This window comes from Microcella alkaliphila (genome assembly GCF_002355395.1).
In the GTDB taxonomy this organism is placed as follows: domain Bacteria; phylum Actinomycetota; class Actinomycetes; order Actinomycetales; family Microbacteriaceae; genus Microcella; species Microcella alkaliphila_A.
On record NZ_AP017315.1, the window covers coordinates 1,246,038 to 1,269,042 of the forward strand.

Genomic DNA, 23,005 nt, shown 5'->3' on the forward strand with positions numbered 1-23,005 from the left:
ACGTGTCCCCGATCACCCTCGACACGGCCGCGACGACGCGCCGGGAAACCAAGGAACGCCACAGTGAGCGATGACGTCACGACCATCCACGCCGCCTGGAAAGAGCGCGAGGCCGCAGCAGAACAGCTGATCCCCCTGATCGGGCGGCTGTACCGCGACCACGGGGTGGTGACGAGCATCCATGGCCGCCGCCTCATCAACGAGTCGGCGATCGGAATCCTGCGCGCCCACCGCTACGCCCAGCACGTGACGGGCGACGAGTTGGCGCTCGCCGACTCGCGCCGGGTGCTGGATGCTCTGCTCACCATCCAGCCGGGCCCCGCCTCCCTCGACATCGCGCGCCTCGTGACGGGTCACGCCGCGTCGGACGACGACCGCGACCTCATCGAGTTCCTGCGCGACGAACTCGCCGCCGTCATGCCGACCGCGGCCCCCGCCACCCCCACCGACGTCGTGCTCTACGGCTTTGGACGCATCGGGCGCCTGCTCGCCCGCATCCTCGTCGCGCACTCCGGAAGCGGCTCGGGCCTGCGCCTGCGGGCGATCGTTGTGCGCCGGGGAGGCGCCAACGATCTCGTGAAGCGCGCGAGCCTGCTGCGCCGGGACAGCGTGCACGGCCCCTTCGACGGCTCGATCACCGTCGACGAGGAGGCGAACACGATCCTCGCAAATGGGACGCTCATCCAGGTCATCTACGCGGACGCTCCCGACCGCGTCGACTACACGGCGTACGGCATTCGCGATGCGATCGTCGTCGACAACACGGGCCGCTGGCGCGACGAGGAGGGCCTCAGCCAGCACCTGCGCGCGCCCGGCGTCACCCGCGTCCTGCTGACGGCTCCCGGCAAGGGCGCGCTGAAGAACATCGTGCACGGCATCAACCACGGCGTTATCGAGCCAGACGATGCCATCGTGACGGCCGCATCCTGCACGACGAACGCCGTGACTCCCGTTCTGAAGGTCGTTGACGATGCGTGGGGCATTCAGCACGGCCACGTCGAGACGGTGCACTCGTACACGAACGATCAGAACCTGATCGACAACTTCCACGCGGGCGACCGCCGCGGCCGCAGCGCCGCCCTCAACATGGTCATCACCGAGACGGGGGCCGCGAAGGCGGTCGCGAAGGCTCTGCCGCAGCTGGCGGGCAAGCTCACCGGCAACGCGATCCGTGTGCCCACCCCTGACGTGTCAATGGCGATCCTGAACCTCACCCTCCGCGACGAGACCACGCGCGACGAGGTCAACGAGCACCTGCGTCGCATGTCGCTGCACAGCGAGCTGCGTCAGCAGATCGACTACATCGAGTCACCCGAGGTGGTGTCGACCGACTTCGTCGGCTCGCACCGCGCCGGAATCGTCGACGGCCTCGCCACCATCTGCGACGGCCGCCACCTCATCGTCTACGTCTGGTACGACAACGAGTACGGCTACAGCTCGCAGGTGATTCGCGTGCTCGAGACGATGGCGGGCGCGCACCCGGTGGTCGTACCCGAGCGCGTGCTCGTCTGATCGGTGCGTACTGACCGCACTGCCAGGTCGCCCTGACACCGTGGAGTGATGGCCGACACTCCGCAGCCCGACCCCACGCGCGTGCGCGCGCAGCCGCAACTGACGACCGCCTCCGGCACCGTGTGGGTGGTGATGGGCCTGATCACCGCCGTGCTCGTCGGCGGCATGTTCGTCGCGCTCTGGGTCCGTCTCGACTCATCCGTCGCGCTCGTCGGCGCGGCGCTCGCCGGCGCCCTTACCCTCGGGATGCTCGTTACGCGTTTCGCCGTCCGCCCCGGTCGGCTGCGCCTCGCCCTGCTCGCGGCCGCCTTCCTCACGATGATCGCGAGCTCGCTCGTGCTGGTGCTGGCGGTGACGGCCGGCGCCTAAGCGCCGGCCCTCCGGGCCGGTGCCGCGCGGACGCCGACCCCGCGCATCCCTACCGGAACGCTGGCAGCCCCGTCAGCGCGGAGCCGATGACGAGGGCGTGCACCTCGTCGGTGCCCTCGTAGGTGCGCACCGACTCGAGGTTCTGCGCGTGGCGCATGGGGGAGTAGTCGCCGGTGATGCCGTTGCCGCCGAGGATCGTGCGCGCGCTCTGAGCGACGGCGATGGCGGTGCGCACGTTGTTGAGCTTGCCGATCGAGATCTGGTGCGGCTGCAACAGGCCCCGGTCTTTGAGCCGGCCGAGGTGCAGGGCGAGCAGCGTGCCGGTCGAGACCTGCACCGCCATGTCGGCGAGCTTCGCCTGCGTGAGCTGAGCGGCGGCGATGGGCCGCGCGAACGCGATCCGGTCGAGCGCGTAGCGGCGGGCGGCCTCGAGGCTGTCCCGCGCGGCACCCATCGCCCCCCACACGATGCCGTAGCGCGCCGAGTTGAGGCACGTGAAGGGGCCACTCAGGCCCCGAGCGCCGGGGAGCAGCGCCTCGGCGGGCAGGCGGACATCGTCGAAGGTCAGGTCGCACTGTATGGAGGCGCGCATCGACAGCTTCGCCGTGATGGGCGTCGCCGTGAACCCGGGAGCGTCGGTCGGCACGATGAAACCGCGGATGCCGTCGTCGGTCTGTGCCCAAACGACGGCGATGTCGGCGATCGAGGCGAGGCCGATCCAGCGTTTGGCGCCGGTCAGCACCCAGTCGTCGCCGTCGCGGCGGGCGAAGGTCGTCATCGACCCGGGGTCGCTGCCCGCGTTCGGCTCGGTGAGGCCGAAGCAGCCGACGATGCGGCCGGCGGCCATGCCGGGGAGGTACTGGGTTTTTTGCTCATCCGTGCCGAAGGTGTGGATCGCCGTCATCGCGAGCGAGCCCTGCACCGAGACCACGGTGCGCAGCCCCGAGTCGGCCGCCTCGAACTCGGCGGCGGCGAGGCCGTACTCAACGGCGGTTCGGCCCGGCAGTCCGTCGCCCGCGAGCATCATGCCGAGCACCCCCAGCTCGCCGAAGGCCGGCAGCAGCTCGCGTGGCAGCACCGCGTTCTCGTACCACTCGGCGAGGTGCGGGCGAAGCTCGTTGTCGACGAAGCTGCGCACGCGGTCGCGCACGGCGCGCTCGTCGTCGCTCAGCATGGAGTCCAGTCCGATCGGGTCGGCGGCAACCTCATCGGGGGTGAGCGGAGTACGTGCCATGCGCACCATGATGCACCCTCGCGCGGTGCGCGCTCGACGGCGCAGCTACAGTGGCGGCGTGAGCCCTGGCCCCCTCGATGGCGTTCTCGTCGCCGACTTCAGCCGCGTCTTGGCCGGCCCCTCGGCGAGCATGTGGCTCGCCGACCTCGGCGCCCGCGTCATCAAGGTCGAGCGGCCGGGCACCGGCGACGACACGCGGGCGTTCGGACCGCCGTGGGCGGGCTCCTCGAGCGCCTACTTCGAGTCGGCCAACCGGTCGAAAGAGTCGATCGCGCTTGACCTCGCGAGCCCCGACGACGCGGCACTCGCCCGCTCGCTCGCGGCCCGCGCCGACGTCATGCTCGAGAACTTTCGCACCGGATCGCTTTCCCGCTTCGGCCTCGACCCCGAGGCCGTGCACCGCGCGAATCCGCGGGCCGTGTACTGCTCCATCACGGGCTTCGGCGCGGGCGCGGGCGCGCACCTGCCCGGCTACGACTTCCTGGTACAGGCGGTCGGCGGGCTCATGAGCATCACGGGCGACCCTGACGGCGAGCCGCGCAAGGTCGGCGTCGCGCTCGTCGACCTCCTCGCGGCCAAGGACGCCGTCATCGGAATCCTCGCCGCCCTCCGCCACCGCGAGTTGACGGGCGAGGGTCAGCACGTCGAGGTTGACCTGTTGAGCTCGCTGCTCGCGTCGCTCGCGAACCAAGCCTCGAGTTACCTTGCGACCGGTGTCGCACCGCGCGCCATGGGCAACCAGCACCCCTCCATCGCGCCATACGAGACGCTGCGCGCCGCCGACGGGATGCTCGCGGTCGCCGTCGGCTCGGATCGCCAGTTCCGCGCACTCACCGCCGCACTCGGCGCACCCGCGCTCGCCGACGATCCGCGGTTCGCGAGCAATGGCGCGCGCGTCGGGAACCGCGCCGAGTTGATCGCCGTCCTCGAGGGCGCGCTCGCGAGCATCCCCGTCGAGGAGGCGGTCGAGCGGATGCTCGGCGCCGGCGTCCCCGCCGGTCGCGTTGGCGACATCCCTTCCGCGATCGCGTTGGCCGAGTCGCTCGGCCTCGACCCCCTCGTCGACGTGGGGGAGGGGCACCCCGCACAGGTGCGGCACCCGGTGCGGTACTCGGCCTTCACGCCGGTCACGCCGACCGCGCCGCCCGCACTCGACGCCGACGGAACGGCGTTGCGTGCGTGGCTCGCCGCCCCTAACTGAGCCGGCTATACACGGCGGCGAAGTAGGCGCTGATAATCGCCTCGATGTCGACACGACGGACAGTCGTGAGGCCCTAGTGTGGGGGCGACAGCGTGCACCGTCGCCGCATCCGATCGGCCGGCGACCACCACCGACGACACTCAAGGAGTCCCATGAGCAAGTACGCCGTGATCAACCCGGCGACGGGCGAAACCGTCAAGGAGTACCCGACGGCGACCGACGCCGACATCGCCGCCGCGATCGACGCGGCTCACGCCGCCAGCCGCGACTGGGCGCGGTCGACCACCCGCGAGGAGCGCGCCGCCCTCATCACCCGCGTCGCCGAGCTGCACCGCGAGCGCCGGCAGGAACTCGCCGAGATCATCGTGCGCGAAATGGGCAAGCCCATCGGCGACGCCCTCGGCGAGGTCGACTTTTCGGCCGACATCTACCAGTACTACGCCGACAACGGTCCCGGCCTGCTCGCCGACGAGCCCGTCGACCTCGCTGAGGGCAGCGAGGGCAGCGCCGTCATCCGTAAGAGCCCCCTGGGCGTCTTGCTCGGCATCATGCCCTGGAACTTCCCGTACTACCAGGTGTCGCGTTTCGCCGGCCCGAACCTCGTTCTCGGCAACACGATCATCCTGAAGCACGCCGCGCAGTGCCCCGAGTCGGCCGCCGCGATTCAGCAGATCTTCGACGACGCGGGCTTCCCGAAGGGTGCCTACGTCAATGTCTACGCGACCAACGAGCAGGTGTCGACGATCATCGCCGACCCGCGCGTTGCGGGCGTGTCGCTGACCGGTTCCGAGCGTGCCGGCGCCGCGGTTGCCGAGCAGGCCGGTCGCCACCTGAAGAAGGTCGTGCTCGAGCTCGGCGGCAGCGACCCCTTCATCCTGCTGTCGACCGACGACCTGGATGCGACGGTCGAGATGGCCGTCAACGCGCGCGTCGACAACAGCGGCCAGTCGTGCAACGGTGCCAAGCGCTTCATCGTCGTCGAAGAGCTGTACGACGCCTTCCTCGAGAAGTTCGTCGCGAAGATGGGAGAGGTCGGCCCGGGCGACCCCATGAAGGGTGAGGCCGCGTACGGCGTGCTGTCGAGCGCGCAGGCCGCCGACAACCTCGCCGACCAGGTCGAGCGCGCCGTCGCCGGCGGCGCAGAGGTGCTCGTCGGGGGTACCCGCGAGGGCACCTACTTCTCGGCCACCGTGCTCGCGAACGTGAAGCCGGGCAACTCGGCCTACTACGAGGAGTTCTTCGGCCCCGTCGCGCAGGTGTTCAAGGTGGCGAACGAGGCCGAGGCGGTCGAGCTCGCCAACGACACGCCGTTCGGGCTCGGCTCGTACCTGTTCACGACCGACGAGGAGCAGGCTGCCCGCGTCGCCGACCAGATCGACGCTGGCATGGTGTACGTCAACTGCGTGCTCGCCGACAGCCCCGAACTGCCCTTCGGCGGCGTGAAGAACTCGGGCTCGGGCCGCGAGCTCGGAACGCTCGGCATCGACGAGTTCGTCAACAAGAAGATGATCCGCATCGCCTAACGGGCGCAGATCGTTCCGTGGGGGCTCGCCATCCGGCGGGCCCCCACGTGCATGCCCCGAGCGTGCGCGTGCGCGCGCACTCACGCGCGATGACAGACCTTCCTGACCGGTTCCTCCATATCTGAACTGATCTGGCCGAGAGCGTTTTCTAGGCTGGATTCACGTGACTGAACCGATCGCACGTACCCCGAGTCCCGCATCCACCGCGCCACCCGCTGAGCGCTACCCCATCAAGCGCTGGGTCTTCTGGCCAGCGGCCGTCCTGATTGTCGGCTTCGTCGCATTCACGCTCGTCGCGCCCGACGCCGCGGAGGCCGGCTTCGGTGCGGTGCAGGCATCGATCATTTCCTGGTTCAACTGGTACTACGTCTTGATCGCCGCGTTCTTCGTCGTGTTCGGGCTGTGGGCCGCTTTCAGCCGCTACGGCCGCATCAGGCTCGGCACAGACGATGACGAGCCCGAGTTCGGCTACCGCTCGTGGTTCGCGCTGCTGTTCGCCGCCGGAATGGGCATCGGCCTCGTGTTCTGGGGTGTGGCTGAGCCGCTCAACCACTTCGCGAACCCGCGCCCCGGCGTTGAGGGCACCGACATCGAGCTAGCCCAGGCCGCCATGTCGCAGACCTACCTGCACTGGGGCGTGCACGCGTGGGCGATCTACGTCGCCCTGGGCCTCGGACTTGCCTACGCCATTCACCGCCGCGGTCGGCCGATCTCGGTGCGCTGGACTCTCGAGCCGCTGTTCGGCAAGCGCGTCAGGGGTGGCCTCGGCAACGTCATCGACGTCGTTGCCCTCGTCGGAACGCTGTTCGGTGTCGCGACCTCGCTCGGACTCGGCGTACTGCAGATCGGGGCGGGCCTCGAGGCAGCCGGCACCGCGGAGGCAAACGATGTGACGCTCGTCGCCGTCATCGTCGTGATCTCGGTCGCCGTGCTGGCATCGGTGCTGTCTGGCATCAACCGCGGCATGAAGTGGCTCTCCAACATCAACCTCGCGCTAGCCGGGTTCCTCGTCGTGTTCCTGCTTGTGGTCGGTCCGACGCAGTTCCTGCTGCGCCAGTTCGTGCAGTCGATCGGCAACTACCTCGGCGACTTCATCGCCCTCAGCTTCACCGTGAGTGCCTTCGCGGGTGCCGAGGGCGAGGCCTGGCAGGCCGGCTGGACGAGCTTCTACTGGGGCTGGTGGATCGCGTGGGCGCCGTTCGTGGGCATCTTCATCGCGCGCATCTCGAAGGGCCGCACCGTTCGCGAGTTCGTCGTCGGCGTCATGCTCGTGCCGACGATCATCACCTTCCTCTGGTTCTCGGTGCTCGGCGGCACCGCGATCTACACGGAGCTCTACGGCGCCGGTGGCCTCGTCAGCGCTGATGGGGGAGTTGACACGGAGGGCGCCCTGTTTGCCGTGCTGGGGTCGGCTCCCGGCGGTGCCGCGCTGATCCTCGGCGCGATCCTCCTGATCTCGATCTTCTTCATCACGTCGGCCGACTCGGGCTCGCTCGTGATGGGGATGCTCGCGACCGGTGGCGACCCCGAGCCCCGTCGCTGGGTGCGCGCGTTCTTCGTGGTGGTCGTCGCGTTGCTCGCGATCTCGTTGCTGCTCGTGGGAGGCCTCGGCGCGCTGCAGACGGCATCCATCATCGCGGCGCTGCCGTTCTCGGTTGTGCTCCTGCTCGCCTGCGCCGCTCTCGTGGTCGCGTTCCGCCGCGAGGGCCGAATCGCCGATCGCGCCGCGCGCGCCGAACTGGTCGACGAAATCGGAGACCACTACGGCCTCGAGGTTGACCCCGTGCTCACGGACGACAGGACCTAAGCCCCTGTCACGGCCCCGGTGCGGCTCGTAGCGTCGAGACATGACCACCTCTCTCGTCGTCGTCGAGTCGCACTGGGGCAACACTGAGCGCATTGCGTACGCCGTTGCGGAGGGTCTCGCTGCCGCCGGTGACGCACGTGTCGTGCGCGTCGATGATGCGCCAACACGTCTCGAGGGCGTCGACCTGCTCGTGATCGGCGCTCCCACGCACGCTTTTTCGCTCAGCCGACCCGCAACTCGGGACGAGGCGATCGCGAAGGGGGCCACACAGCCGAGCGCGAGCGGTATCCGTGAGTGGATGGCACGCATTGAGGCCGACGCTCGTCACATTCTGGTGGCCACTTTCGACACCAAAGTTGAACAGGTGAAGCGGCTGCCCGGCTCTGCGGCCTGGGCGGCACAACGCGTCGCGAAGTCTGCGGGTCTTCCGCTCACGCAGCGCCCCACCTCGTTCTCCATCGGCGGGCACGACGGGCCCGTCCTGCCCGGGGAACTGGAACGCGCCCGGCCGTTCGGTCGTGACCGTGTCGGGGCAGCGGCCGTCAGTTTTCGCTAGCCGTTCGCGGCGTGCGTCTGTGCAGCGCGCAGCCGCGGGTCGGAGCCGATAACCATGTCAGCCAGTTCCGTGGCCGGCCGGCTGAGCGCATCCGTCACGGGAAGCGCGTAATCACGGGTGTACTGGTCGATGGTCGCGGTGATCTGCGCATCCGACAGGTGCTCGTGATTGAGGGTGATGCCGATCACGCGCGTGTGCCCGAACAGTTCGATGAGCGCGATTTCGTGCGCGAGGCTGGGCATCGGCTCGTTCGGAAAGTCGTCGCGCATGAGGCGCGCAGGGGCGTGCTGCACGATGACCCCGGTGGGCCTGCTTCCTCGAATGATGGCGCCCGAACTGAGGTACGCGGGGTGGCTCAGCGCGCCCTGCCCCTCGATGACGATGACGTCGGGGTTTTCGACTTCAAAGGCTCGCACTACTTGGTGTTCGACCTCGCCCGATCGGTACTGCGGCACCATCGCATCGACCGCGGCGCCGTAGAGACCGCCCTGCATGATCGTCGTCTGCCCTGTTCCGACGAGCACCGCCGTGAGGCCACGCGCGCGCAGCGCCGCGACGAGGATGGTCGCCGTCGTGCGTTTGCCGATCGAGCCGTCCGTGCCGAGAACGGCGATGCGCGGACACGTAACCGTGCGAATGCGGCCCGAGTACAAGCGCAGGTCCTTGGCGAGGCGCTGGCGGCGCACGTCGGTGATCGTCACGCTGCTGAGGCGTGCCGCCGCTGACATCTCGGCGTCGTCGCCGAGCAGTTCGTGCAGGCCATTGATGATGTGCATGCCGCGCGAGATTGCGTCGAGCAACACGGCGCGGTGCGCGTCGGTCAGTACCCCGTCGGCGGGCGCGATGCCCCAGATGAGGTAATCGGGTAGGTCGGCGCGCAGGGCGAGTGCCTCGGCCAAGTCCCCCACGACGGGGATGCCCGGGGCCACGCCGTCGAGAATGTCGCTCGCGTCGCGGCCGGCGAAGCGCGCGTCGACGACGCTCACGATGTCGTAGAGCTCTGAGTGCCGAACAAGGCCGTTCGCCGTCTTGCCGTCGGCATCGCCGAATGCGCCGTCGCAGTACACGACGGCGGTCGAGCCGAGGGGGAGAACGGCCGCGAGCGGCTGGTGCGGTTGCATGAGATGCTCCTTCGCGACCAGCGAGAGCCGGTGCCTGACCGTAGCAGGGTGGCCTGCGGGTTAGCCTGGCTCGATGCGCCGCTTCGCTGAGCTCGCCGTCGAGTCCACACCCATGGGGGAGCTCGTGCTGCGCCGTCGCCACGACCCCGTCATCGACGCGGAGGTCTACGAGGTCAAGCTGGGCGATGAGTTCCTCATGTCGAGCCTGTTCACGGTTGCCGAGGAAGAGCTCGCCCGGCTCGGTCTCGCCGCCGTCCACGGTTACGGGCCTCTCGACGTCGTCGTCGGAGGTCTGGGACTCGGGTACACGGCGGTGACCGCCCTCGATGATGCGCGCATCCACTCACTTGTGGTGATCGATGCGCTGCGACCCGTCATCGATTGGCACGAGCGTCGGCTTCTACCGGTGAGTGACCGGCTCGTCAGCGACTCCCGCACCCGGCTCGTCGCCGCCGACTTCTTCGCGTGGGCGCGCGGTGACCAGCCTGACGGCACTCCCCGCGAACCGGTTGACGCCATTCTGCTCGATGTCGACCACACGCCTCAGCACACGCTGGACGCCTCACACGCCGACCTCTACACGGTTGCCGGTTTTCGTCGACTGGCCGAGCGGCTGCGGCCGGGCGGCGTCTTCGCGCTGTGGTCAGACGAACGCCCACACGCGGGCACGCTCAGCGACCTGGAGGCCGCATTCGACGATGTCGCCGGGCACACTGTCGCCTTCGCCAACCCTCTGACGGAGGGTGAATCGGTCAACGGCGTGTACGTCGGGCGTGCGCGCAGGCCCTAGAACACCGCGTCGGGGTTCATGATGCCGAGCGGGTCGAACGCCGCCTTGATGCGCCGTTGCAACGCGAGCTGGTGCTCGCCGAGCTCGTCCACGAGGTGTCGCTTCTTCAGCACGCCGATGCCGTGCTCGCCGGTGAGGGTGCCGCCGAGGGCGAGCGCTTCCCGGAAGACCGCGTGCGCTGCCTGCCAGACCGGCTCGGGCACAGCATCCCCCGAATAGACGAAGTTGGGGTGCAGGTTGCCGTCGCCCGCGTGGGCGACCGTCGGAATCTCGACGCCGAACTCCGCCGAGATGCGCTCGATCGCGGCGAACATCTCGGGAAGCCGGCGCCTCGGCACGGCCACGTCTTCGATCAGCACCGAGCCGTGCGCCTCCATCGCGGCGTGGAAGGACCGGCGGACGGTGAGCAGCCGCTCGGCGCTCGCCTCGTCGGTCGACACGTCACCGTCGCCACCCGCCGCGCGCACGAGGGCGAGCGCCGATTCGGCATCCGCGATGGCCTGCGGGCCGTCCGTCTGCACCAGCAGGTGCGTGGTGCCGTCGAGCGGCAGCGGCAGCCCGAGATACGCGTGAATGCGTGACAGGGCGAGTGGATCGATGATCTCGAGCGCCGCTGGACGCACCCCGCTCGCCATGATGGCCGCGGAAGCCGCGCCCGCGGCCACGACCGACGGCAGGTGGGCGCCGATCGTCGCGGTCGTCCCCGCCGGAACCGGCAGCAGTCGCACCGTCGCACCGACGACAACGCCGAGCGTTCCCTCGCTGCCCACCATCAGGCCGACGAGGTCGAGCCCCGTAACGCCCTTCACGGTGCGGTGGCCGAGGCGCATGAGCGTTCCGTCGGCGAGCACGACGTCGAGGCCGAGCACCGCCTCACGGGTGACTCCATACTTCACGCACATGAGGCCGCCGGCGCCGGTCGCGATCGTGCCGCCGATGGTCGCCCACGCCCGGCTCGCCGGGTCGGGCGCGTAGAAAAGCCCTTGCTCGCGGGCGGCGGCATCCAACTCGGCGACGATGACACCCGGCTCAACAACCGCGATCTGGTCGACGGCATCAATCTCATGGATGCGCGTCATGCGCGCCGTCGACAGCACCAGCCGGTCTGCGCCCGCCATGGCACCGCCGGCAAGCCCCGTGCCCGCGCCGCGCGGCACGACGGGAAGGCGGTGCGCGCTCGCGATGCGCAGAGCCGCCTGCACGTCGGCGACCGACGCGGCGTGCACGATCGCGAGGGGCGCTGCGGCCGAGCGCTGCCCCGACTTGTCGGCGCGCGCCGCGTTGAGCTCGCGGGGGTCTGTGGAAAGCGCCGCGCCGAGGGCAGAACGCAGCTCGGCGAGGGCGGCGGTGCGGTCGGTCGTCACCGCGCCATTGTGTCGCGATTACCCGGCGCTCTGCTCAACGCCGCGGCGACCGCGTGCGATCCACGAGCCAGAACAGCCCGCCGACCATCGCGAAGGTGGCGGCGGTGAGGAAGGTGACGGTCGGGCTCTCGTTCACCGGAACGACCGGGACGCCGGGCGTCGCAATCGGGCCAACGAGCACGAGGCGGAGGGCGCCGAGCGCCAACCCCGCGACGGCCGCCGCGATCACCGCGGCCAGCGTTACCCACGTGAGCCGAGCATCCAGCACCTGCCAGCGCAGGGCAGTCAGGACAATCGGAGCCGCGGTGAACCACAGCAGCGGCGCCACATCGACGAACAGCAGCACGACCTCGCCGGGGCGATCAAACGACGTGTCGGCCGCCCCCAGCTGAAACGACAGCCCGCCGATGACCATGGCGATTAGCGCGACCAGCGGCAGTGTGCGGGTGACCTGCCCCGACGACATGACCGGGGGGGGGGCGACGGCCGGGCATCGCGGGTCGCGCTGTCGACATGCGGGCACGCTAACCGCAGCGTCCGCGCGGTGGCCGGAAGGGGAATGAGCCGCACAATGTGCGCAAAACTTCGTGGGAGAACCCTCCGTATCGCCGCTCACTGCTTGAAGTGTCCGGTGGGACTGCGGAATCGTGGCTGACTTATTGCCCGCGATCCGGAAGGAGCAGCCATGCTCACCCTCACCCCGACCGCCAGCACCGTCATCGAGAACCTCGTCGCACGCGAGGCCGACCCCGGCACCGCCGGCCTGCGCATCGACTCCGGTGGAGCTGACTCGACGCAGTTCGCCGTGTCGGTCGCGCCCGCCCCCGTTGACGGCGACCAGGTAGTCGAGAACGGCGCTGCCCGTGTATTTCTCGAGCAGAACGCGTCCGTCGCCCTCGCCGACAAGGTGCTCGACGCGCAGGTCGCGGAGGACGGCAACGTTCGCTTCGCCATCGGCGAGCAGGCTTCGTAACGCAGCACCCCGTCGTCGCCCCTGACGACGCCCACGAGCACCCCCGGTGCGACGGCCTGTCTCCGTCGGCCCGGGGGTGCTCGTGGCGCATCTGCAATCGCTGGTCGACCCTGACACCGCCTCCGAATGGGTCGAAAGACCCTCGACAGCGGGGTGATCCCTCGGCCAGGCTGGAAGGCATGGCAGTCATCGATAACTCCCGTTTGGCCATCGTCGGAGCAGGGGCGGTGGGCACCGCCCTCGCTTACGCTTCCCTCATTCGTGAGAGCGCGCGCGAGGTGGTGTTGTACGACATCGACGAAGCGCGCGTCAACGCCGAGATTCTCGACCTCGCGCACGGCACCCCGTTCACCGGTTCGAGCGCCGTCAGTGGCGGTGCCGACCTCGACGTGGTGGAGGGGGCCAACGTCGTGGTGATCACAGCCGGTGCCAAGCAACACCCCGGCCAGAGCCGACTCGACCTCGCCGGGGTCAACGTCGAGATCCTGCGCGATCTCATGCCCCGGCTCGTCGAGCGCGCACCCAATGCCGTGTTCATGCTCGTGACGAACCCGTGCGACGTGTTGGCGGTCGCCGCCCAGCGGTTCAGCGAGCTCGAACCCGCTCGGGTGTTCTCGAGCGGCACGGTGCTCGACTCCTCGCGGCTCCGGTGGCGGCTCGCGGAACGCCTCGGCGTGAGCGCCGCAAGCGTGCACGCCATGATCGTCGGCGAGCACGGTGATAGCGAGTTTCCGCTGTGGTCGCAAAGCCGCATAGGCCCGATCCCTATTCGCGAGTGGATCGACGAAGAGGGGGCGAGCCTCACGGTCGAGGAGTTCGACGAGATCGCCGACGAGGTGAAGAACGCCGCATACACCGTCATCGCGGGCAAGGGCGCGACGAACTACGCGATCGGACTGTCCGGCGCGCGTATCGTCGAGGCGATCCTGCATGACGAGGGCGCGATCCTGCCGGTCTCGAGCGTGCTCGACGACTACCGCGGCGTGAGCGGCGTCGCGCTGTCTGTGCCGAGCATCGTCGATGCGCGCGGGGTCTCCCGCGTCATCGACGCGCCATTCTCGGCGGAGGAGGAGCGTCAGCTCCATCAGAGCGCGGAGGCGATCCGCGCCTCCCTCGAGGCTCTGGGGCTGTGAGCCGCGTCACCTGACGAGGTCGGCGTACGCCCGATCTGAGACGCCCGCGCGCGTGAGCGCGGCGACGCGGCCGCGGCGGAACCGTTCGATCACCACGGGATCGATGTACGACGAACGCGCCACGGCGCGCGTGTTGCGAAGCGTCTCTGCGACGGTATCCACCGCCGAGAGGATGACGGCGTCCTGCTCGGCGCGGGGGAGCGGCCCCGACCGGGCCAGCACCTGGGCGGCCGTGCGCGAGCCGAGGAGCGTGCGCAGGTCTTTCGGTGTCACGGCGCACCCGCTCGCGATCGACAGGTAGTCGGTGAGCGCTCGTGCGCTGACGCGATGCCGGCCCTCGGCATCGCGCCACTCGGTCAGTCGCACGCGACGACCTCGCGGCACGGCGTCCAGCGCCGCGGCCAGGTCAGCGTCGCGCAGCGTCGCCTGCCAGCGCACGCCCGACTTCGCTGGGAAATCGAGGTGTACCCGAGCGCCGTCGATCTCGACGTGCTGCCACTCCAACGTGAGCGCGCCCACCGTGCCGTGCTCGAGCGCGTACCGTTCGTCGCCGAGTCGAACCCCCAAGGCGTCGATGAGTCGAGCCGCGATCGCCGTGGCGCGGGCCTGCGGATCCTCACCGCGGAGGTCGGTGGTGATGCGTCGGCGCAGGGGTGTCGTACACCCGGCGAGCTCGCGCACGCGGGCGTATTTGCGTCGCTCGGCGCGTTCCGTCCACGCCGGGTGATACCGGTACTGACGCCGTCCGTCGGCGTCCGTCCCGGCGGCCTGGAGGTGTCCGCGCTCGTCAGCGCAGATCCACACATCGGTCCAGGCGGGCGGGATGACGAGCGAGGTGATCCGCTCCAGCGTCGCGGGGTCGGTGACAGGCCTGCCGTCCGCGTCAGTGTGGGAATACCCGCGCCCGCGACGGCGCCGCATCATTCCCGGGTCGTCGGTCGATGATCGTCGAAGGCGCACCCATCGAGTGTGGGTCCGCGAGTCGGCGAGTGGGCGGTTCCCACAGGCTCCATCGAGGAAGCGCTCAGTCGCGTCCGCGGAATCGCTCGATCTCGCGCCGGTCGCGCTTCGTCGGGCGTCCCGCCCCACGCTCGCGCAGTACCGGCAGAACGCGCTCCTCCTTCGGCGGGGGCGGGGGAGTGCGGTCGTCGTAGTGTTCGGCCGCCTTCGCCGCCGAGGTGCGCTTGACGATGATGCCGGTGACGACGACGATGCGCTCGCCGCCCGGGGTCAGCGCCCGGACCGTGTCTCCGACCTTCACCGGGTGGGCGGGCTTCACCGTCGATCCGTTCACCTTCAGGTGCCCTGCCTTGCAGGCAGCGGTCGCCGCCGAGCGGGTCGAAAACAGGCGAATCGCCCAGGCCCACGCGTCCACGCGTGCCTGTGTCGGCCCGCCAACCCCGCCAGCGGCCATCACGCCGCCCGCGCCTCCGAGATCGCGTCGGCCGCCCGCACGAGCGCGAGGTGCGACAACGCCTGCGGAGTGTTGCCGAGGTGCCGCTCATCGTCGACGTCGTACTCCTCACTGAGCAGCCCCACGTCGTTCGTGATGCCGACCAGCCGGTCCATGAGGGTGACCGCGTCGTCGAGGCGGCCCGAGCGGGCGTACTGCTCGACCAGCCAGAACGCGCAGGTGAGGAACGGATGCTCGTCACCCTCCAATCCATCGACCCCGCTTTCCGTGCGGTAGCGCAGCGGGAGTCCCTTGCGCAGCAGCGTGCGCTCGATCTCGGCGACCGTTCCGAGCATCCGTTCGTCGTCGTAGGCGACGTAGCCGATCTGGGCGAGCTGCAGCAGCGACGCGTCGACCTCGACCGTGTCGTAGTGCTGGCGGTAGTGGCCGCGCTCGTCGTCGAAACCGTGCTCCTCAATCTCGGTGCGCAAGCGCTCGCGAATGGCCTTCCACTCGGCGAGCGGCCCGGTCAGGTCGAACTGCTCGATCGCGCGGATACCGCGGTCGAAGGCTGCCCACAGCATCGCTCGTGAGTGCGTGAAGGTGCGCAGCGGCCCGCGGATCTCCCAGATGCCGTTATCGGCGCGGTCGAGTTGGGTCGCAACCCACTCGAGCAGTCGCACTTGGAGCGACCACGAGAAGTCGTCCTCGTGCACTCCGAGCTCGCGTGCGTCTTCCAGGGCGATCATGAGTTCGCCGAAGATGTCGCCCTGGAATTGGTCGTAGGCGCCGTTTCCGACGCGCACGGGGGAGGAGCCTTCGTAGCCGGGGAGGCTCTCGATCTCGCGCTCGTACAGGTAGCGCTCGCCCGAGAGACCGTACATGATCTGCACGTCTTCCGGGTCGCCGGCGATCGCCCGCAACAGCCAGTCGCGCCACGCGCTTGCCTCGTCCTGGTAGCCGTGGATCATGAGTGCCTCGAGGGTGAGGGCGGCGTCGCGGATCCAGACGTAGCGGTAGTCCCAGTTGCGTCCGCCGCCGATCTCCTCCGGCAGGCTCGTCGTCGGAGCGGCGACAATGCCGCCGGTCGACTCGTGGGTGAGCGCTCGAAGGACGAGCAGCGAGCGGCGCACGTGTTCGTCGTAAGCGCCGGGCGGAGTGCACGTGCGCGCCCAGTTTTGCCACCACGCGCGCGTGGTCTCGAGCATCGTGTCCACGTCTTGCGGCGGGCGGGGCGACTTGTGCGACGGGAACCACGTGAGCACGGTGTCGACCGTCTCGCCGGCGGCGACCGTGAACTCGGCGCGGTGCGCGTGATCGACCGCGGTGAACTGGGGGCCGCGCACGACGACCGCGTCAGGGCCAGCGATGGCGGTGAGTTCCGGGGCATCCTCTGTGCCTGTTTGACGCACCCACGGCATCGCATCGGCGTAATCGAAGCGGATGCGCAGCACCTGTTCGACCGTCGCCTCGCCCTCAATGCCGGTCACCCGCCGCACGATGTCGCTCTCGCCGTTCTCGATCGGCATCCAATCGGTGACCTCGATGACACCGGTCGGGGTCTCCCACCGGGTCACGAGCACGAACGTGTCCTCCTCGTAGCGATGCGAGGTGCATTCGACGGCGCCGACCGGGTTCAGCGACCAGTGCCCGTGGCGCTCGTCGCCGAGGATCCGAGCGAGCAGCGACGCCGAGTCGAAGCGCGGCAGGCACAGCCAGTCGATCGATCCGGTGCGGCCGATGAGTGCCGCCGATCGGCAGTCTCCGACGAGGGCGTAATTCTCCAGAGGTTCGGCCATGAGAATCATCCAATCAGACGCATCTTCGAGACGGCCTCGATACGGTGACTCGATGCAGTCCGATCAGACGCTCATCATCCTCGGCGCCGGTGGCGACCTCACCAAGCGCCTGTTGGTCCCGGGGCTCGCCGGAGTTCTCGCCCGGAACCCCGAGCTTCGCCTCACCCTCGTCGGGGCGGGCCACAGCGAAAGCGACGACGACGCGTGGCGCGAACTGCTGCGCGACGCGCTCGAAAACGGCCTGGATGCGCTCGGTGACGTTCCCGATGCGTCCGCCGCGAAGGCTGCGATCGACCGCGCCGTCGATGCGGCCCGGTGGCGCACGGTGGACGCGACCGACCGCGGGCAGCTGCGGGGCCTCGTCGCGAGCGCGGAGCATCCGCCGATCCTGTACTTCGCCTTGCCACCCGACATCACCGTGCGGGCCGTCGAGGCGTTGCAGCCCGGCGACCTTCCCGACGGAACCCGCCTCGCCCTCGAGAAGCCCTTCGGCCACGACACCGAGTCGGCCCGAACGCTCAATGCGCTGCTCGCCGAGCGCGTCGCCGACGACCAGGTTTTCCGCGTCGACCACTTCCTCGGCAAGTCGACCGTGCTGAACCTCTTGGGCCTGCGCTTTGCCAACCGGTTGTTCGAGAGCGTGTGGAATCGCGACAACGTCGCCGCCATCGACATCGTCTACGACGAGACGCTCGCGCTGGAGGGCCGCGCCGGCTACTACGACAGCGCGGGGGCGCTCGTCGACATGATCCAGAGCCATCTGCTGCTCGTTGCCGGCTTCATGACGATGGAAGCGCCCGCCGCTCTCGACGCCGACGACCTGCGCGGGTCGCTCGTGCAGGCGCTGCGGGCGATGCGGCCGCTTGCCGACGACCCGGCGCGCGCCTCCCGCCGTGCGCGGTACACGGCGGGTGAGCTCGACGGCGAGAGCGTGCCCGCCTATGCGGACGAAGACGGCGTCGACCCAGAGAACGAGACCGAGACGCTCGCCGAATTCGTCGTCACCGTCGAGAACGCCCGCTGGGCGGGGGTGCCGATCACGCTGCGCAGCGGCAAAGCAGTCGGCGCGCCACGAAAGGACGCGCAGCTGACGCTGCACCCGGTCGCTCACCTCCCGCGGGGCTTTCACGGGGCTTCCGATGCACCGCGCATCATCGTCTCGTTGACGCCCGAGCACCTCACGGTCGACCTCGACCTGAACGGGCCGGGCGATCCGCTGGAGCTCGACCGCGTGCAGCTGGACACCGACTTCGGGTCGGGTGAGCTCACGGCGTACGGCGAGGTGCTCGACGGCATCCTGGCCGCCGATCCGCTGTTGAGCGTTCCCGCCGAGGCCGCTGAACTGTGCTGGGCGCTCGTCGATCCGGTGTTCGCCGCCTGGCGGGATGGCGCGGTACCGCTTGACGAGTACCCGGCTGGCTCGTCCGGCCCCGACGACTGGTCGACGCCGCTTTCCGACCTGTCGCGCGGCTAGGCTCGGCGTCGTGACGCGTGCCCTCATCACCGGTGCCACCGCGGGTATCGGACTCGAATTCGCCCGCCAGCTCGCGGCCCGCGGCGACGACCTTGTGCTGGTCGCCCGCACCGCGAGCAGGCTCGACGACGTCGCGGAGCGGATGCGCTCCCAGCACGGAGTCACCGTCGAGACCCTGGTGGCCGACCTGCACGATTCGGCTGGGGTCGCCGCCGTCGACGCCCGCATCGCGTCCGTGTCTGACCCGGTCGACGTGCTCATCAACAACGCCGGCTACGGAATTGGCGGCGACCTCGCCGCGACCGATGCCGAGGACGAGCAGCGCCACCTCGCGATTCACGTGGCCGTTCCGCTGCGCCTCTCTCAGACGGCTCTGAAGCGGATGCTCGCCGGCGGCGGGGGACGCATCGTCATCGTCTCGAGCGTGGCCGCGTTCACCCCGCGCGGCACCTATGGCGCCGCAAAGGCCTGGGGTGTGTCGTTCGCCCGCTGGGCGAACCTGAGTTATCGCCGCCGTGGCGTGAGCGTGACAGCGGTGGCGCCCGGATTCGTGCGCACCGAGTTCCATGAGCGCATGGGGGTCGACGTCTCGGGCATCCCCAAGGCGCTGTGGCTAGACGCCCCGACAGTTGTTCGGCAGTCGTTGCGGGCGATCGATCGCGGCCGCAGTGTCGTCATTCCGACCGTGCGGTGGACGATCATCGCGGGACTTGCCCGCATCCTGCCCGACTCGCTGTCGGCGGCGGGGCAGTTCCGCTCGCGCTAAACGGCGACGGGGTGGGCTTCGCCGGCGAGCGACGCCTTCCAGGCGACGAGCGCGCGCACGGTGTCGCTCTCGTCGGCTGCGAGACGTTCCATGGCGTCGGCGGGCACGAAGTAGTTGATCGCGACCCACGCGCGCACCTGCTCATCGGGATCGGCGGCGAGGGTGCGCAGCACATCGCACGGCGTGCGCTCGTTACGGGCGAGACAGCTGCGCACGCTCGCCTCGGGGTCGTGGGCCAGCGCCTCGTACACCTCGTCGGGGGCGTGGTACGACAGCGCGGCGCTCTCACGGATGCGCGGGTCGTCGCTCGCGGCCAGCCGACGAATGCGCTCCCGCTTGGAGTCGGTCACCGTGGGGGAGAGGAACTGCGCCACCGGCTCGGTTCCGAGCTGCATCGCGGGGGCGTTCTCGGCGAGCTGGCGCTTCTGCGCGGGGGTGTTGAACCGGATGCACGACATGCCAGGTACGGTAACCCTCGCCCGCCGTTTCCGGCGACTGCGGCACGGCGCGTACAGCGAACTCTGCGCTGTCTCTCCCTCGGGCCCGCAGGAGCGCGTCACTAGACTGTGGCCGTGTCCGAGCCCGCGCCCGCCTCGCCCGTGGTGAGCGACCGCGTCTGGACCGTCCCGAACGCGTTGAGCGCGCTGCGTCTGCTGCTCGTCCCCGTCTTCTTCGTGCTCGTCGTCGTTGGCGAAGATGTCGCGGCTCTCATCGTGATCGTGGTGTCCACCGTCAGCGACTGGGCCGACGGGGTGATCGCCCGACGCTTCGGCCAGATCACGAAGCTCGGCCAACTTCTCGATCCGGCTGCTGACCGGCTCTTCATCATGGCGGCCGTGCTCGGGCTCGCCGTGCGAGGGGTCGTTCCCTGGTGGCTCGTCGTCGTCATCATCGGTCGCGACCTCTTCCTGATCGTGCTCGGTGTCGTGCTCGCCCAGCACCGTTTCGGGCCGCTGCCCGTTCATCACCTCGGCAAAACCGCGACCTTCGCACTGTTCTACGCGCTGCCCATCCTCGTCCTCGGGCAGGCCTTCCCTGCCCTCGCGGTCGTGTCCGACCCCATCGGCTGGGCCTTCGCCCTGTGGGGGGCCTTCCTGTACTGGTGGGCGGGCCTGCTATACCTGCGCCAAACGCGTGTCCTCATCCGTGAACACCCCCTCGACAGAGCAGATGCATCGGATACGCTGGCACGCAGGAGGATGACGGATGGCTGACAACACGGCAGGCGGCGAACGCGAGTACCGCCCGCAAGACACGACGGTGCACTACGGGCCCGAATTCGCCGCGCAATTGGCGGCGATGGAAGCCGGTGTGCGCACGGGCGAGCTGGACATCATCAGCGCCCTTCCGTCGGGTTCAGCCGTGCTCATCGTGCGCCGCGGTCCGAACACCGGCGCGCGATTCCTGCTCGACGGCGACCAGACGATCGCCGGTCGCCATCCCGACGCCGACATCTTCCTCGACGACGTGACGGTGTCACGCAAGCATGCGGAATTCGTGCGTTCGGGTACCCGATTCGCCGTTCGTGACCTCGGTTCCCTGAACGGCACGTTCTACAACGGCGAGCGTATCGACGACACCGTCCCCCTCGTCGACGGCGCCGAGGTGCAGGTGGGCAAGTTCCATCTGACCTTCTACTCGTCGCGCCACGACCAGCCCCAGGGCGCCTGATGCCCGCACGGTCGTCCGCTGAGGCGCGACGGCCGGCGACAGCGGGGCTGCTGTCGATCGGCCAGGTGCTTGCCAAGCTCAGTCCCGAGTTTCCCGACCTGACGCCCTCGAAGCTGCGGTTCTTGGAGGAACGCAACCTGGTGGCACCCGAGCGAACCGACTCGGGCTACCGAAAATTCTCGGCAGCGGACGTGGATCGCCTCCGCTTCATTCTCACCATGCAGCGCGATCACTACCTGCCGTTGAAGGTCATTCGCGAGCACCTCGACGACCTTGACGCCGGGCGCACGCCGCGCTTGCCGGTCGGCCTCGACGTAGCCGTCCCGTCGATCCTCTCGAGCGACCATCGCTACAGCCGCGAGGAGCTCATTCGCGAGGCGCAGGCGACGCCCGGTCTGCTCAGCGACGCGATCAGCGCATCCCTGATCGCTCCGGGGGACACCTTCGGTGACGATGCGGTGCAGGTGTTGCGCGCGCTCGTGGAACTGCAGCGCACCGGCATCGAGCCCCGCCACCTGCGCGGCTTCCGCGCCTCCGCGGAGCGTGAATTGGGCCTCATCGAGAGCGCACTGATCCCGGTCTCCCGCCGCAACGACGCCTCCAGCCGTGCGAAGGCGGCAGAACTGGCTCGTGAGATTGCCAGCCAGCTCGAAATCGTGCGATCCAGCCTGATCCGTTCGGCGCTCGGCAGGCTACAGTCGTAGGGAGGCCCGACACGCCGACGTGTCGTCGGCGGATCTCGCGGCCAGCGCGTCTTGCGCTCGCTAGGGTGAAGGGCGTGACGCCAAGTGTCACGTTAAGACTGAAGGTTAGGTACGCGCCATGACGGACAGCAGCCGCCGCGACGAACGCTACGAACTCGAACTGCTCTTCACCGACGGCCTGCCCGATCTCGACGATGAGGCAGGATACCGCGGCGCTGTCGCCGCACGTGCCGCCGGCATCTCGTACCGCCAGCTCGATTACTGGGCACGCACACAACTCGTCGAGCCGACCGTCCGCGGCGCCTCCGGTTCGGGCACGCAGCGCCTCTACGGCTTCCGCGACATTCTCGTGCTGAAGCTAGTGAAGCGGCTGCTCGATACCGGCATTTCGCTGCAGCAGATTCGCACGGCCGTCGAGCAGCTGCGCGAATCCGGCGTGCATGACCTGGCCCAGACGACCCTCATGAGCGACGGGGCGAGCGTCTACCTCTGCACCTCCAATGACGAGGTCATCGACCTCGTCAGCCGCGGCCAGGGCGTTTTCGGCATTGCCGTCGGCAAGGTATTGCGCGAGGTCGAGACCGAACTCATCGACCTCGATGCCAGCCCGACTGCCGACCCCAAAGACGAGCTCGCCGCTCGCCGCGCGACCCGCGCCAGCTAGCCACACGGCTCCGTGCCGACCCGGTGATATCCGGGCCGATTGCTCGCGCCCGCTGGTGCGAGCCCTCTACTGCTGGGCGTACTCGCCGATGCGCGCCGTGCGCATCACGCGGTCGAGGAGCTGGTCGAAGTTGCGCGCCATCTCCTGAGAGCTTTCGCCCGGCCATACGTGCAGCGGCTTCGCGGCACCCTGTGCCTGCTGGAGCGACGTGCGCTCGGGCAGCTGCGGGGCGAGCACCAGCGGGCCGAACATGTCGCGCAGCTCTTTGATGCGGAACTGGTGCTCGAGGCTTTGCACACGTGCACGGTTCACGACAATGCCGAGCGGCTGCAGACGCGGAGACAATCCGCGACGGATTTCTTCGATCGCGCGCAGCGCGCGGTCGGCGGCGGCGACAGAAAACAGGCCGGGCTCCGTGACGACCATGACCCGATCGCTCGCCGCCCACGCCGTGCGGGTGAGGGCGTTCAACGAGGGGGCGCAGTCGACGAGCACGAGGTCATATTCATTCTCGATGTGCGCGAGAGCCTCTTCGAGTTTCCAGATCTCACGAATCGAGGGGTGCGGCCCGTCGAAGTTGATGGCGCTGGGGCTGCCGATGAGCACGTCGACCTTTCCCGGTCGTCCACGCGTCCAGCCCGACGGGGCAATCGCCTGGCGAACGATGCGCTCTTTCGGCGAGGCCAGCACGTCGGCGATCGTCAGCCGGCCGACGATCTGAATGTCCATGCCCGTGGACGCATCTGACTGCGGGTCGAGATCGACGACGAGAGTGCGCAGGCCCCGTGAGAACGCGGCCGACGCGAGCCCAAGGGTCACCGTCGTCTTGCCGACGCCTCCCTTGAGGGAGCTGATGCTCAGTACGTGCACGGAAGAAGACCCTACCTTCACTAGGCTATGGAACGCGTGCATCCGCACCGTTCGCGGACGTCCCCGGCCACCACCCCCGAC

At 69.2% G+C, this 23,005-nt stretch carries 24 protein-coding genes; 15 read left to right on the forward strand and 9 right to left on the reverse strand.

All coding sequences use genetic code 11. From position 1 onward, the window contains the following. The first annotated feature begins 63 nt into the window (after positions 1 to 63). Together CPY97_RS06130 and CPY97_RS06135 are read left to right on the forward strand one after the other, a co-directional pair. Positions 64 to 1,512, forward strand: coding sequence for a glyceraldehyde-3-phosphate dehydrogenase (locus tag CPY97_RS06130; protein WP_231924065.1), 1,449 nt, complete (start codon positions 64 to 66; stop codon positions 1,510 to 1,512). 48 nt (positions 1,513 to 1,560) lie between these two features. Beyond that, positions 1,561 to 1,881, forward strand: coding sequence for a hypothetical protein (locus CPY97_RS06135; RefSeq protein ID WP_096421232.1), 321 nt, complete (start codon positions 1,561 to 1,563; stop codon positions 1,879 to 1,881). Positions 1,882 to 1,930: 49 nt separating this feature from the next. Here CPY97_RS06135 and CPY97_RS06140 read toward each other — a convergent pair whose 3' ends face one another. After that, positions 1,931 to 3,115, reverse strand: coding sequence for an acyl-CoA dehydrogenase family protein (locus CPY97_RS06140; RefSeq protein ID WP_173826866.1), 1,185 nt, complete (start codon positions 3,113 to 3,115; stop codon positions 1,931 to 1,933). Between the two features lie 58 nt (positions 3,116 to 3,173). Here CPY97_RS06140 and CPY97_RS06145 point away from each other — a divergent pair, with 58 nt between their 5' ends. From CPY97_RS06145 to CPY97_RS06160, 4 genes are all read left to right on the forward strand, one after another. After that, positions 3,174 to 4,316 (forward strand): CaiB/BaiF CoA transferase family protein, encoded by a 1,143-nt coding sequence (locus CPY97_RS06145; RefSeq protein ID WP_231924066.1) that lies wholly within the window; start codon positions 3,174 to 3,176, stop codon positions 4,314 to 4,316. Positions 4,317 to 4,468: 152 nt separating this feature from the next. Continuing rightward, positions 4,469 to 5,839 (forward strand): NAD-dependent succinate-semialdehyde dehydrogenase, encoded by a 1,371-nt coding sequence (locus CPY97_RS06150; protein WP_096421234.1) that lies wholly within the window; start codon positions 4,469 to 4,471, stop codon positions 5,837 to 5,839. 163 nt (positions 5,840 to 6,002) lie between these two features. After that, positions 6,003 to 7,646: a BCCT family transporter gene (locus CPY97_RS06155; protein ID WP_096421235.1), complete on the forward strand. Its 1,644-nt coding sequence runs from the start codon at positions 6,003 to 6,005 to the stop codon at positions 7,644 to 7,646. A gap of 40 nt (positions 7,647 to 7,686) precedes the next feature. After that, complete coding sequence (locus tag CPY97_RS06160) at positions 7,687 to 8,202, forward strand: flavodoxin family protein (RefSeq protein ID WP_096421236.1); 516 nt, start codon at positions 7,687 to 7,689, stop codon at positions 8,200 to 8,202. On the opposite strand, the gene CPY97_RS06165 is transcribed toward CPY97_RS06160, so the two are convergent. Next, a complete protein-coding gene (locus CPY97_RS06165) occupies positions 8,199 to 9,323 on the reverse strand; it encodes a DUF1611 domain-containing protein (protein WP_096421237.1) in 1,125 nt (374 codons plus the stop codon). The genes CPY97_RS06160 and CPY97_RS06165 overlap by 4 nt on opposite strands. A 73-nt stretch (positions 9,324 to 9,396) precedes the next feature. Here CPY97_RS06165 and CPY97_RS06170 point away from each other — a divergent pair, with 73 nt between their 5' ends. Then, the gene (locus CPY97_RS06170; protein WP_096421238.1) at positions 9,397 to 10,113 is read left to right on the forward strand and encodes a spermidine synthase; all 717 of its coding nucleotides are present in this window, start codon (positions 9,397 to 9,399) and stop codon (positions 10,111 to 10,113) included. On the opposite strand, the gene CPY97_RS06175 is transcribed toward CPY97_RS06170, so the two are convergent. Further along, positions 10,110 to 11,477: an FAD-binding oxidoreductase gene (locus tag CPY97_RS06175; protein WP_096421239.1), complete on the reverse strand. Its 1,368-nt coding sequence runs from the start codon at positions 11,475 to 11,477 to the stop codon at positions 10,110 to 10,112. The two genes, CPY97_RS06170 and CPY97_RS06175, sit on opposite strands and share 4 nt — an antisense overlap. Before the next feature lie 34 nt (positions 11,478 to 11,511). Next, positions 11,512 to 11,943: a hypothetical protein gene (locus CPY97_RS06180; protein WP_096421240.1), complete on the reverse strand. Its 432-nt coding sequence runs from the start codon at positions 11,941 to 11,943 to the stop codon at positions 11,512 to 11,514. Between the two features lie 219 nt (positions 11,944 to 12,162). Between CPY97_RS06180 and CPY97_RS06185 the strand changes: the two genes are divergently transcribed. Both CPY97_RS06185 and CPY97_RS06190 read left to right on the forward strand, forming a co-directional pair. Beyond that, positions 12,163 to 12,450 (forward strand): Fe-S cluster assembly protein HesB, encoded by a 288-nt coding sequence (locus CPY97_RS06185; RefSeq protein ID WP_096421241.1) that lies wholly within the window; start codon positions 12,163 to 12,165, stop codon positions 12,448 to 12,450. A 179-nt stretch (positions 12,451 to 12,629) separates the two neighbouring features. Further along, positions 12,630 to 13,583: an L-lactate dehydrogenase gene (locus CPY97_RS06190; protein WP_096421242.1), complete on the forward strand. Its 954-nt coding sequence runs from the start codon at positions 12,630 to 12,632 to the stop codon at positions 13,581 to 13,583. Between the two features lie 6 nt (positions 13,584 to 13,589). Here CPY97_RS06190 and CPY97_RS06195 read toward each other — a convergent pair whose 3' ends face one another. From CPY97_RS06195 to CPY97_RS06205, 3 genes are all read right to left on the reverse strand, one after another. Further along, positions 13,590 to 14,543 (reverse strand): DNA topoisomerase IB, encoded by a 954-nt coding sequence (locus tag CPY97_RS06195; RefSeq protein ID WP_150129211.1) that lies wholly within the window; start codon positions 14,541 to 14,543, stop codon positions 13,590 to 13,592. 64 nt (positions 14,544 to 14,607) lie between these two features. After that, positions 14,608 to 14,997: an RNA-binding S4 domain-containing protein gene (locus tag CPY97_RS06200; protein WP_096421244.1), complete on the reverse strand. Its 390-nt coding sequence runs from the start codon at positions 14,995 to 14,997 to the stop codon at positions 14,608 to 14,610. After that, positions 14,997 to 16,775, reverse strand: coding sequence for a glycoside hydrolase family 15 protein (locus CPY97_RS06205; protein ID WP_096423438.1), 1,779 nt, complete (start codon positions 16,773 to 16,775; stop codon positions 14,997 to 14,999). The genes CPY97_RS06200 and CPY97_RS06205 overlap by 1 nt, the downstream gene beginning before the upstream one ends. Before the next feature lie 52 nt (positions 16,776 to 16,827). Between CPY97_RS06205 and CPY97_RS06210 the strand changes: the two genes are divergently transcribed. Then, complete coding sequence (locus CPY97_RS06210; protein ID WP_096421245.1) at positions 16,828 to 18,249, forward strand: glucose-6-phosphate dehydrogenase; 1,422 nt, start codon at positions 16,828 to 16,830, stop codon at positions 18,247 to 18,249. A gap of 10 nt (positions 18,250 to 18,259) precedes the next feature. Continuing rightward, on the forward strand, positions 18,260 to 19,015 hold the full coding sequence (locus CPY97_RS06215; protein WP_231924067.1) for an SDR family NAD(P)-dependent oxidoreductase: 756 nt from the start codon (positions 18,260 to 18,262) through the stop codon (positions 19,013 to 19,015). On the opposite strand, the gene CPY97_RS06220 is transcribed toward CPY97_RS06215, so the two are convergent. Further along, positions 19,012 to 19,473 (reverse strand): hypothetical protein, encoded by a 462-nt coding sequence (locus CPY97_RS06220; RefSeq protein WP_096421247.1) that lies wholly within the window; start codon positions 19,471 to 19,473, stop codon positions 19,012 to 19,014. The genes CPY97_RS06215 and CPY97_RS06220 overlap by 4 nt on opposite strands. Before the next feature lie 114 nt (positions 19,474 to 19,587). On the opposite strand from CPY97_RS06220, the gene CPY97_RS06225 reads away from it, so the two are divergent. From CPY97_RS06225 to CPY97_RS06240, 4 genes are all read left to right on the forward strand, one after another. Beyond that, complete coding sequence (locus CPY97_RS06225) at positions 19,588 to 20,229, forward strand: CDP-alcohol phosphatidyltransferase family protein (RefSeq protein ID WP_331716227.1); 642 nt, start codon at positions 19,588 to 19,590, stop codon at positions 20,227 to 20,229. After that, the gene (locus tag CPY97_RS06230) at positions 20,222 to 20,686 is read left to right on the forward strand and encodes an FHA domain-containing protein (RefSeq protein ID WP_096421249.1); all 465 of its coding nucleotides are present in this window, start codon (positions 20,222 to 20,224) and stop codon (positions 20,684 to 20,686) included. Before CPY97_RS06225 ends, CPY97_RS06230 begins: the two co-directional genes overlap by 8 nt. Further along, positions 20,686 to 21,390 carry a MerR family transcriptional regulator gene (locus CPY97_RS06235; protein ID WP_096421250.1) on the forward strand — a complete coding sequence of 235 codons (705 nt, stop codon included), beginning with the start codon at positions 20,686 to 20,688 and terminating at the stop codon, positions 21,388 to 21,390. Before CPY97_RS06230 ends, CPY97_RS06235 begins: the two co-directional genes overlap by 1 nt. Before the next feature lie 118 nt (positions 21,391 to 21,508). Next, positions 21,509 to 22,054 carry a MerR family transcriptional regulator gene (locus CPY97_RS06240; RefSeq protein ID WP_096421251.1) on the forward strand — a complete coding sequence of 182 codons (546 nt, stop codon included), beginning with the start codon at positions 21,509 to 21,511 and terminating at the stop codon, positions 22,052 to 22,054. Positions 22,055 to 22,120: 66 nt separating this feature from the next. On the opposite strand, the gene CPY97_RS06245 is transcribed toward CPY97_RS06240, so the two are convergent. Continuing rightward, positions 22,121 to 22,924 carry a ParA family protein gene (locus CPY97_RS06245; RefSeq protein ID WP_096421252.1) on the reverse strand — a complete coding sequence of 268 codons (804 nt, stop codon included), beginning with the start codon at positions 22,922 to 22,924 and terminating at the stop codon, positions 22,121 to 22,123. Positions 22,925 to 23,005 lie beyond the last annotated feature (81 nt).

Excerpts from the sequence above, each read along its gene's own strand:
- CPY97_RS06150 (WP_096421234.1), top strand. The coding sequence starts at position 4,469 with ATGAGCAAGTACGCCGTGATCAACCCGGCGACGGGCGAAACCGTCAAG.
- CPY97_RS06180 (WP_096421240.1), bottom strand. The coding sequence starts at position 11,943 with ATGTCGTCGGGGCAGGTCACCCGCACACTGCCGCTGGTCGCGCTAATC.
- CPY97_RS06165 (WP_096421237.1), bottom strand. The coding sequence starts at position 9,323 with ATGCAACCGCACCAGCCGCTCGCGGCCGTTCTCCCCCTCGGCTCGACC.
- CPY97_RS06230 (WP_096421249.1), top strand. The coding sequence starts at position 20,222 with ATGGCTGACAACACGGCAGGCGGCGAACGCGAGTACCGCCCGCAAGAC.
- CPY97_RS06140 (WP_173826866.1), bottom strand. The coding sequence starts at position 3,115 with ATGGCACGTACTCCGCTCACCCCCGATGAGGTTGCCGCCGACCCGATC.
- CPY97_RS06160 (WP_096421236.1), top strand. The coding sequence starts at position 7,687 with ATGACCACCTCTCTCGTCGTCGTCGAGTCGCACTGGGGCAACACTGAG.
- CPY97_RS06240 (WP_096421251.1), top strand. The coding sequence starts at position 21,509 with ATGACGGACAGCAGCCGCCGCGACGAACGCTACGAACTCGAACTGCTC.
- CPY97_RS06210 (WP_096421245.1), top strand. The coding sequence starts at position 16,828 with ATGCAGTCCGATCAGACGCTCATCATCCTCGGCGCCGGTGGCGACCTC.
- CPY97_RS06235 (WP_096421250.1), top strand. The coding sequence starts at position 20,686 with ATGCCCGCACGGTCGTCCGCTGAGGCGCGACGGCCGGCGACAGCGGGG.
- CPY97_RS06200 (WP_096421244.1), bottom strand. The coding sequence starts at position 14,997 with ATGGCCGCTGGCGGGGTTGGCGGGCCGACACAGGCACGCGTGGACGCG.
- CPY97_RS06135 (WP_096421232.1), top strand. The coding sequence starts at position 1,561 with ATGGCCGACACTCCGCAGCCCGACCCCACGCGCGTGCGCGCGCAGCCG.
- CPY97_RS06190 (WP_096421242.1), top strand. The coding sequence starts at position 12,630 with ATGGCAGTCATCGATAACTCCCGTTTGGCCATCGTCGGAGCAGGGGCG.
- CPY97_RS06220 (WP_096421247.1), bottom strand. The coding sequence starts at position 19,473 with ATGTCGTGCATCCGGTTCAACACCCCCGCGCAGAAGCGCCAGCTCGCC.
- CPY97_RS06205 (WP_096423438.1), bottom strand. The coding sequence starts at position 16,775 with ATGGCCGAACCTCTGGAGAATTACGCCCTCGTCGGAGACTGCCGATCG.
- CPY97_RS06170 (WP_096421238.1), top strand. The coding sequence starts at position 9,397 with ATGCGCCGCTTCGCTGAGCTCGCCGTCGAGTCCACACCCATGGGGGAG.
- CPY97_RS06185 (WP_096421241.1), top strand. The coding sequence starts at position 12,163 with ATGCTCACCCTCACCCCGACCGCCAGCACCGTCATCGAGAACCTCGTC.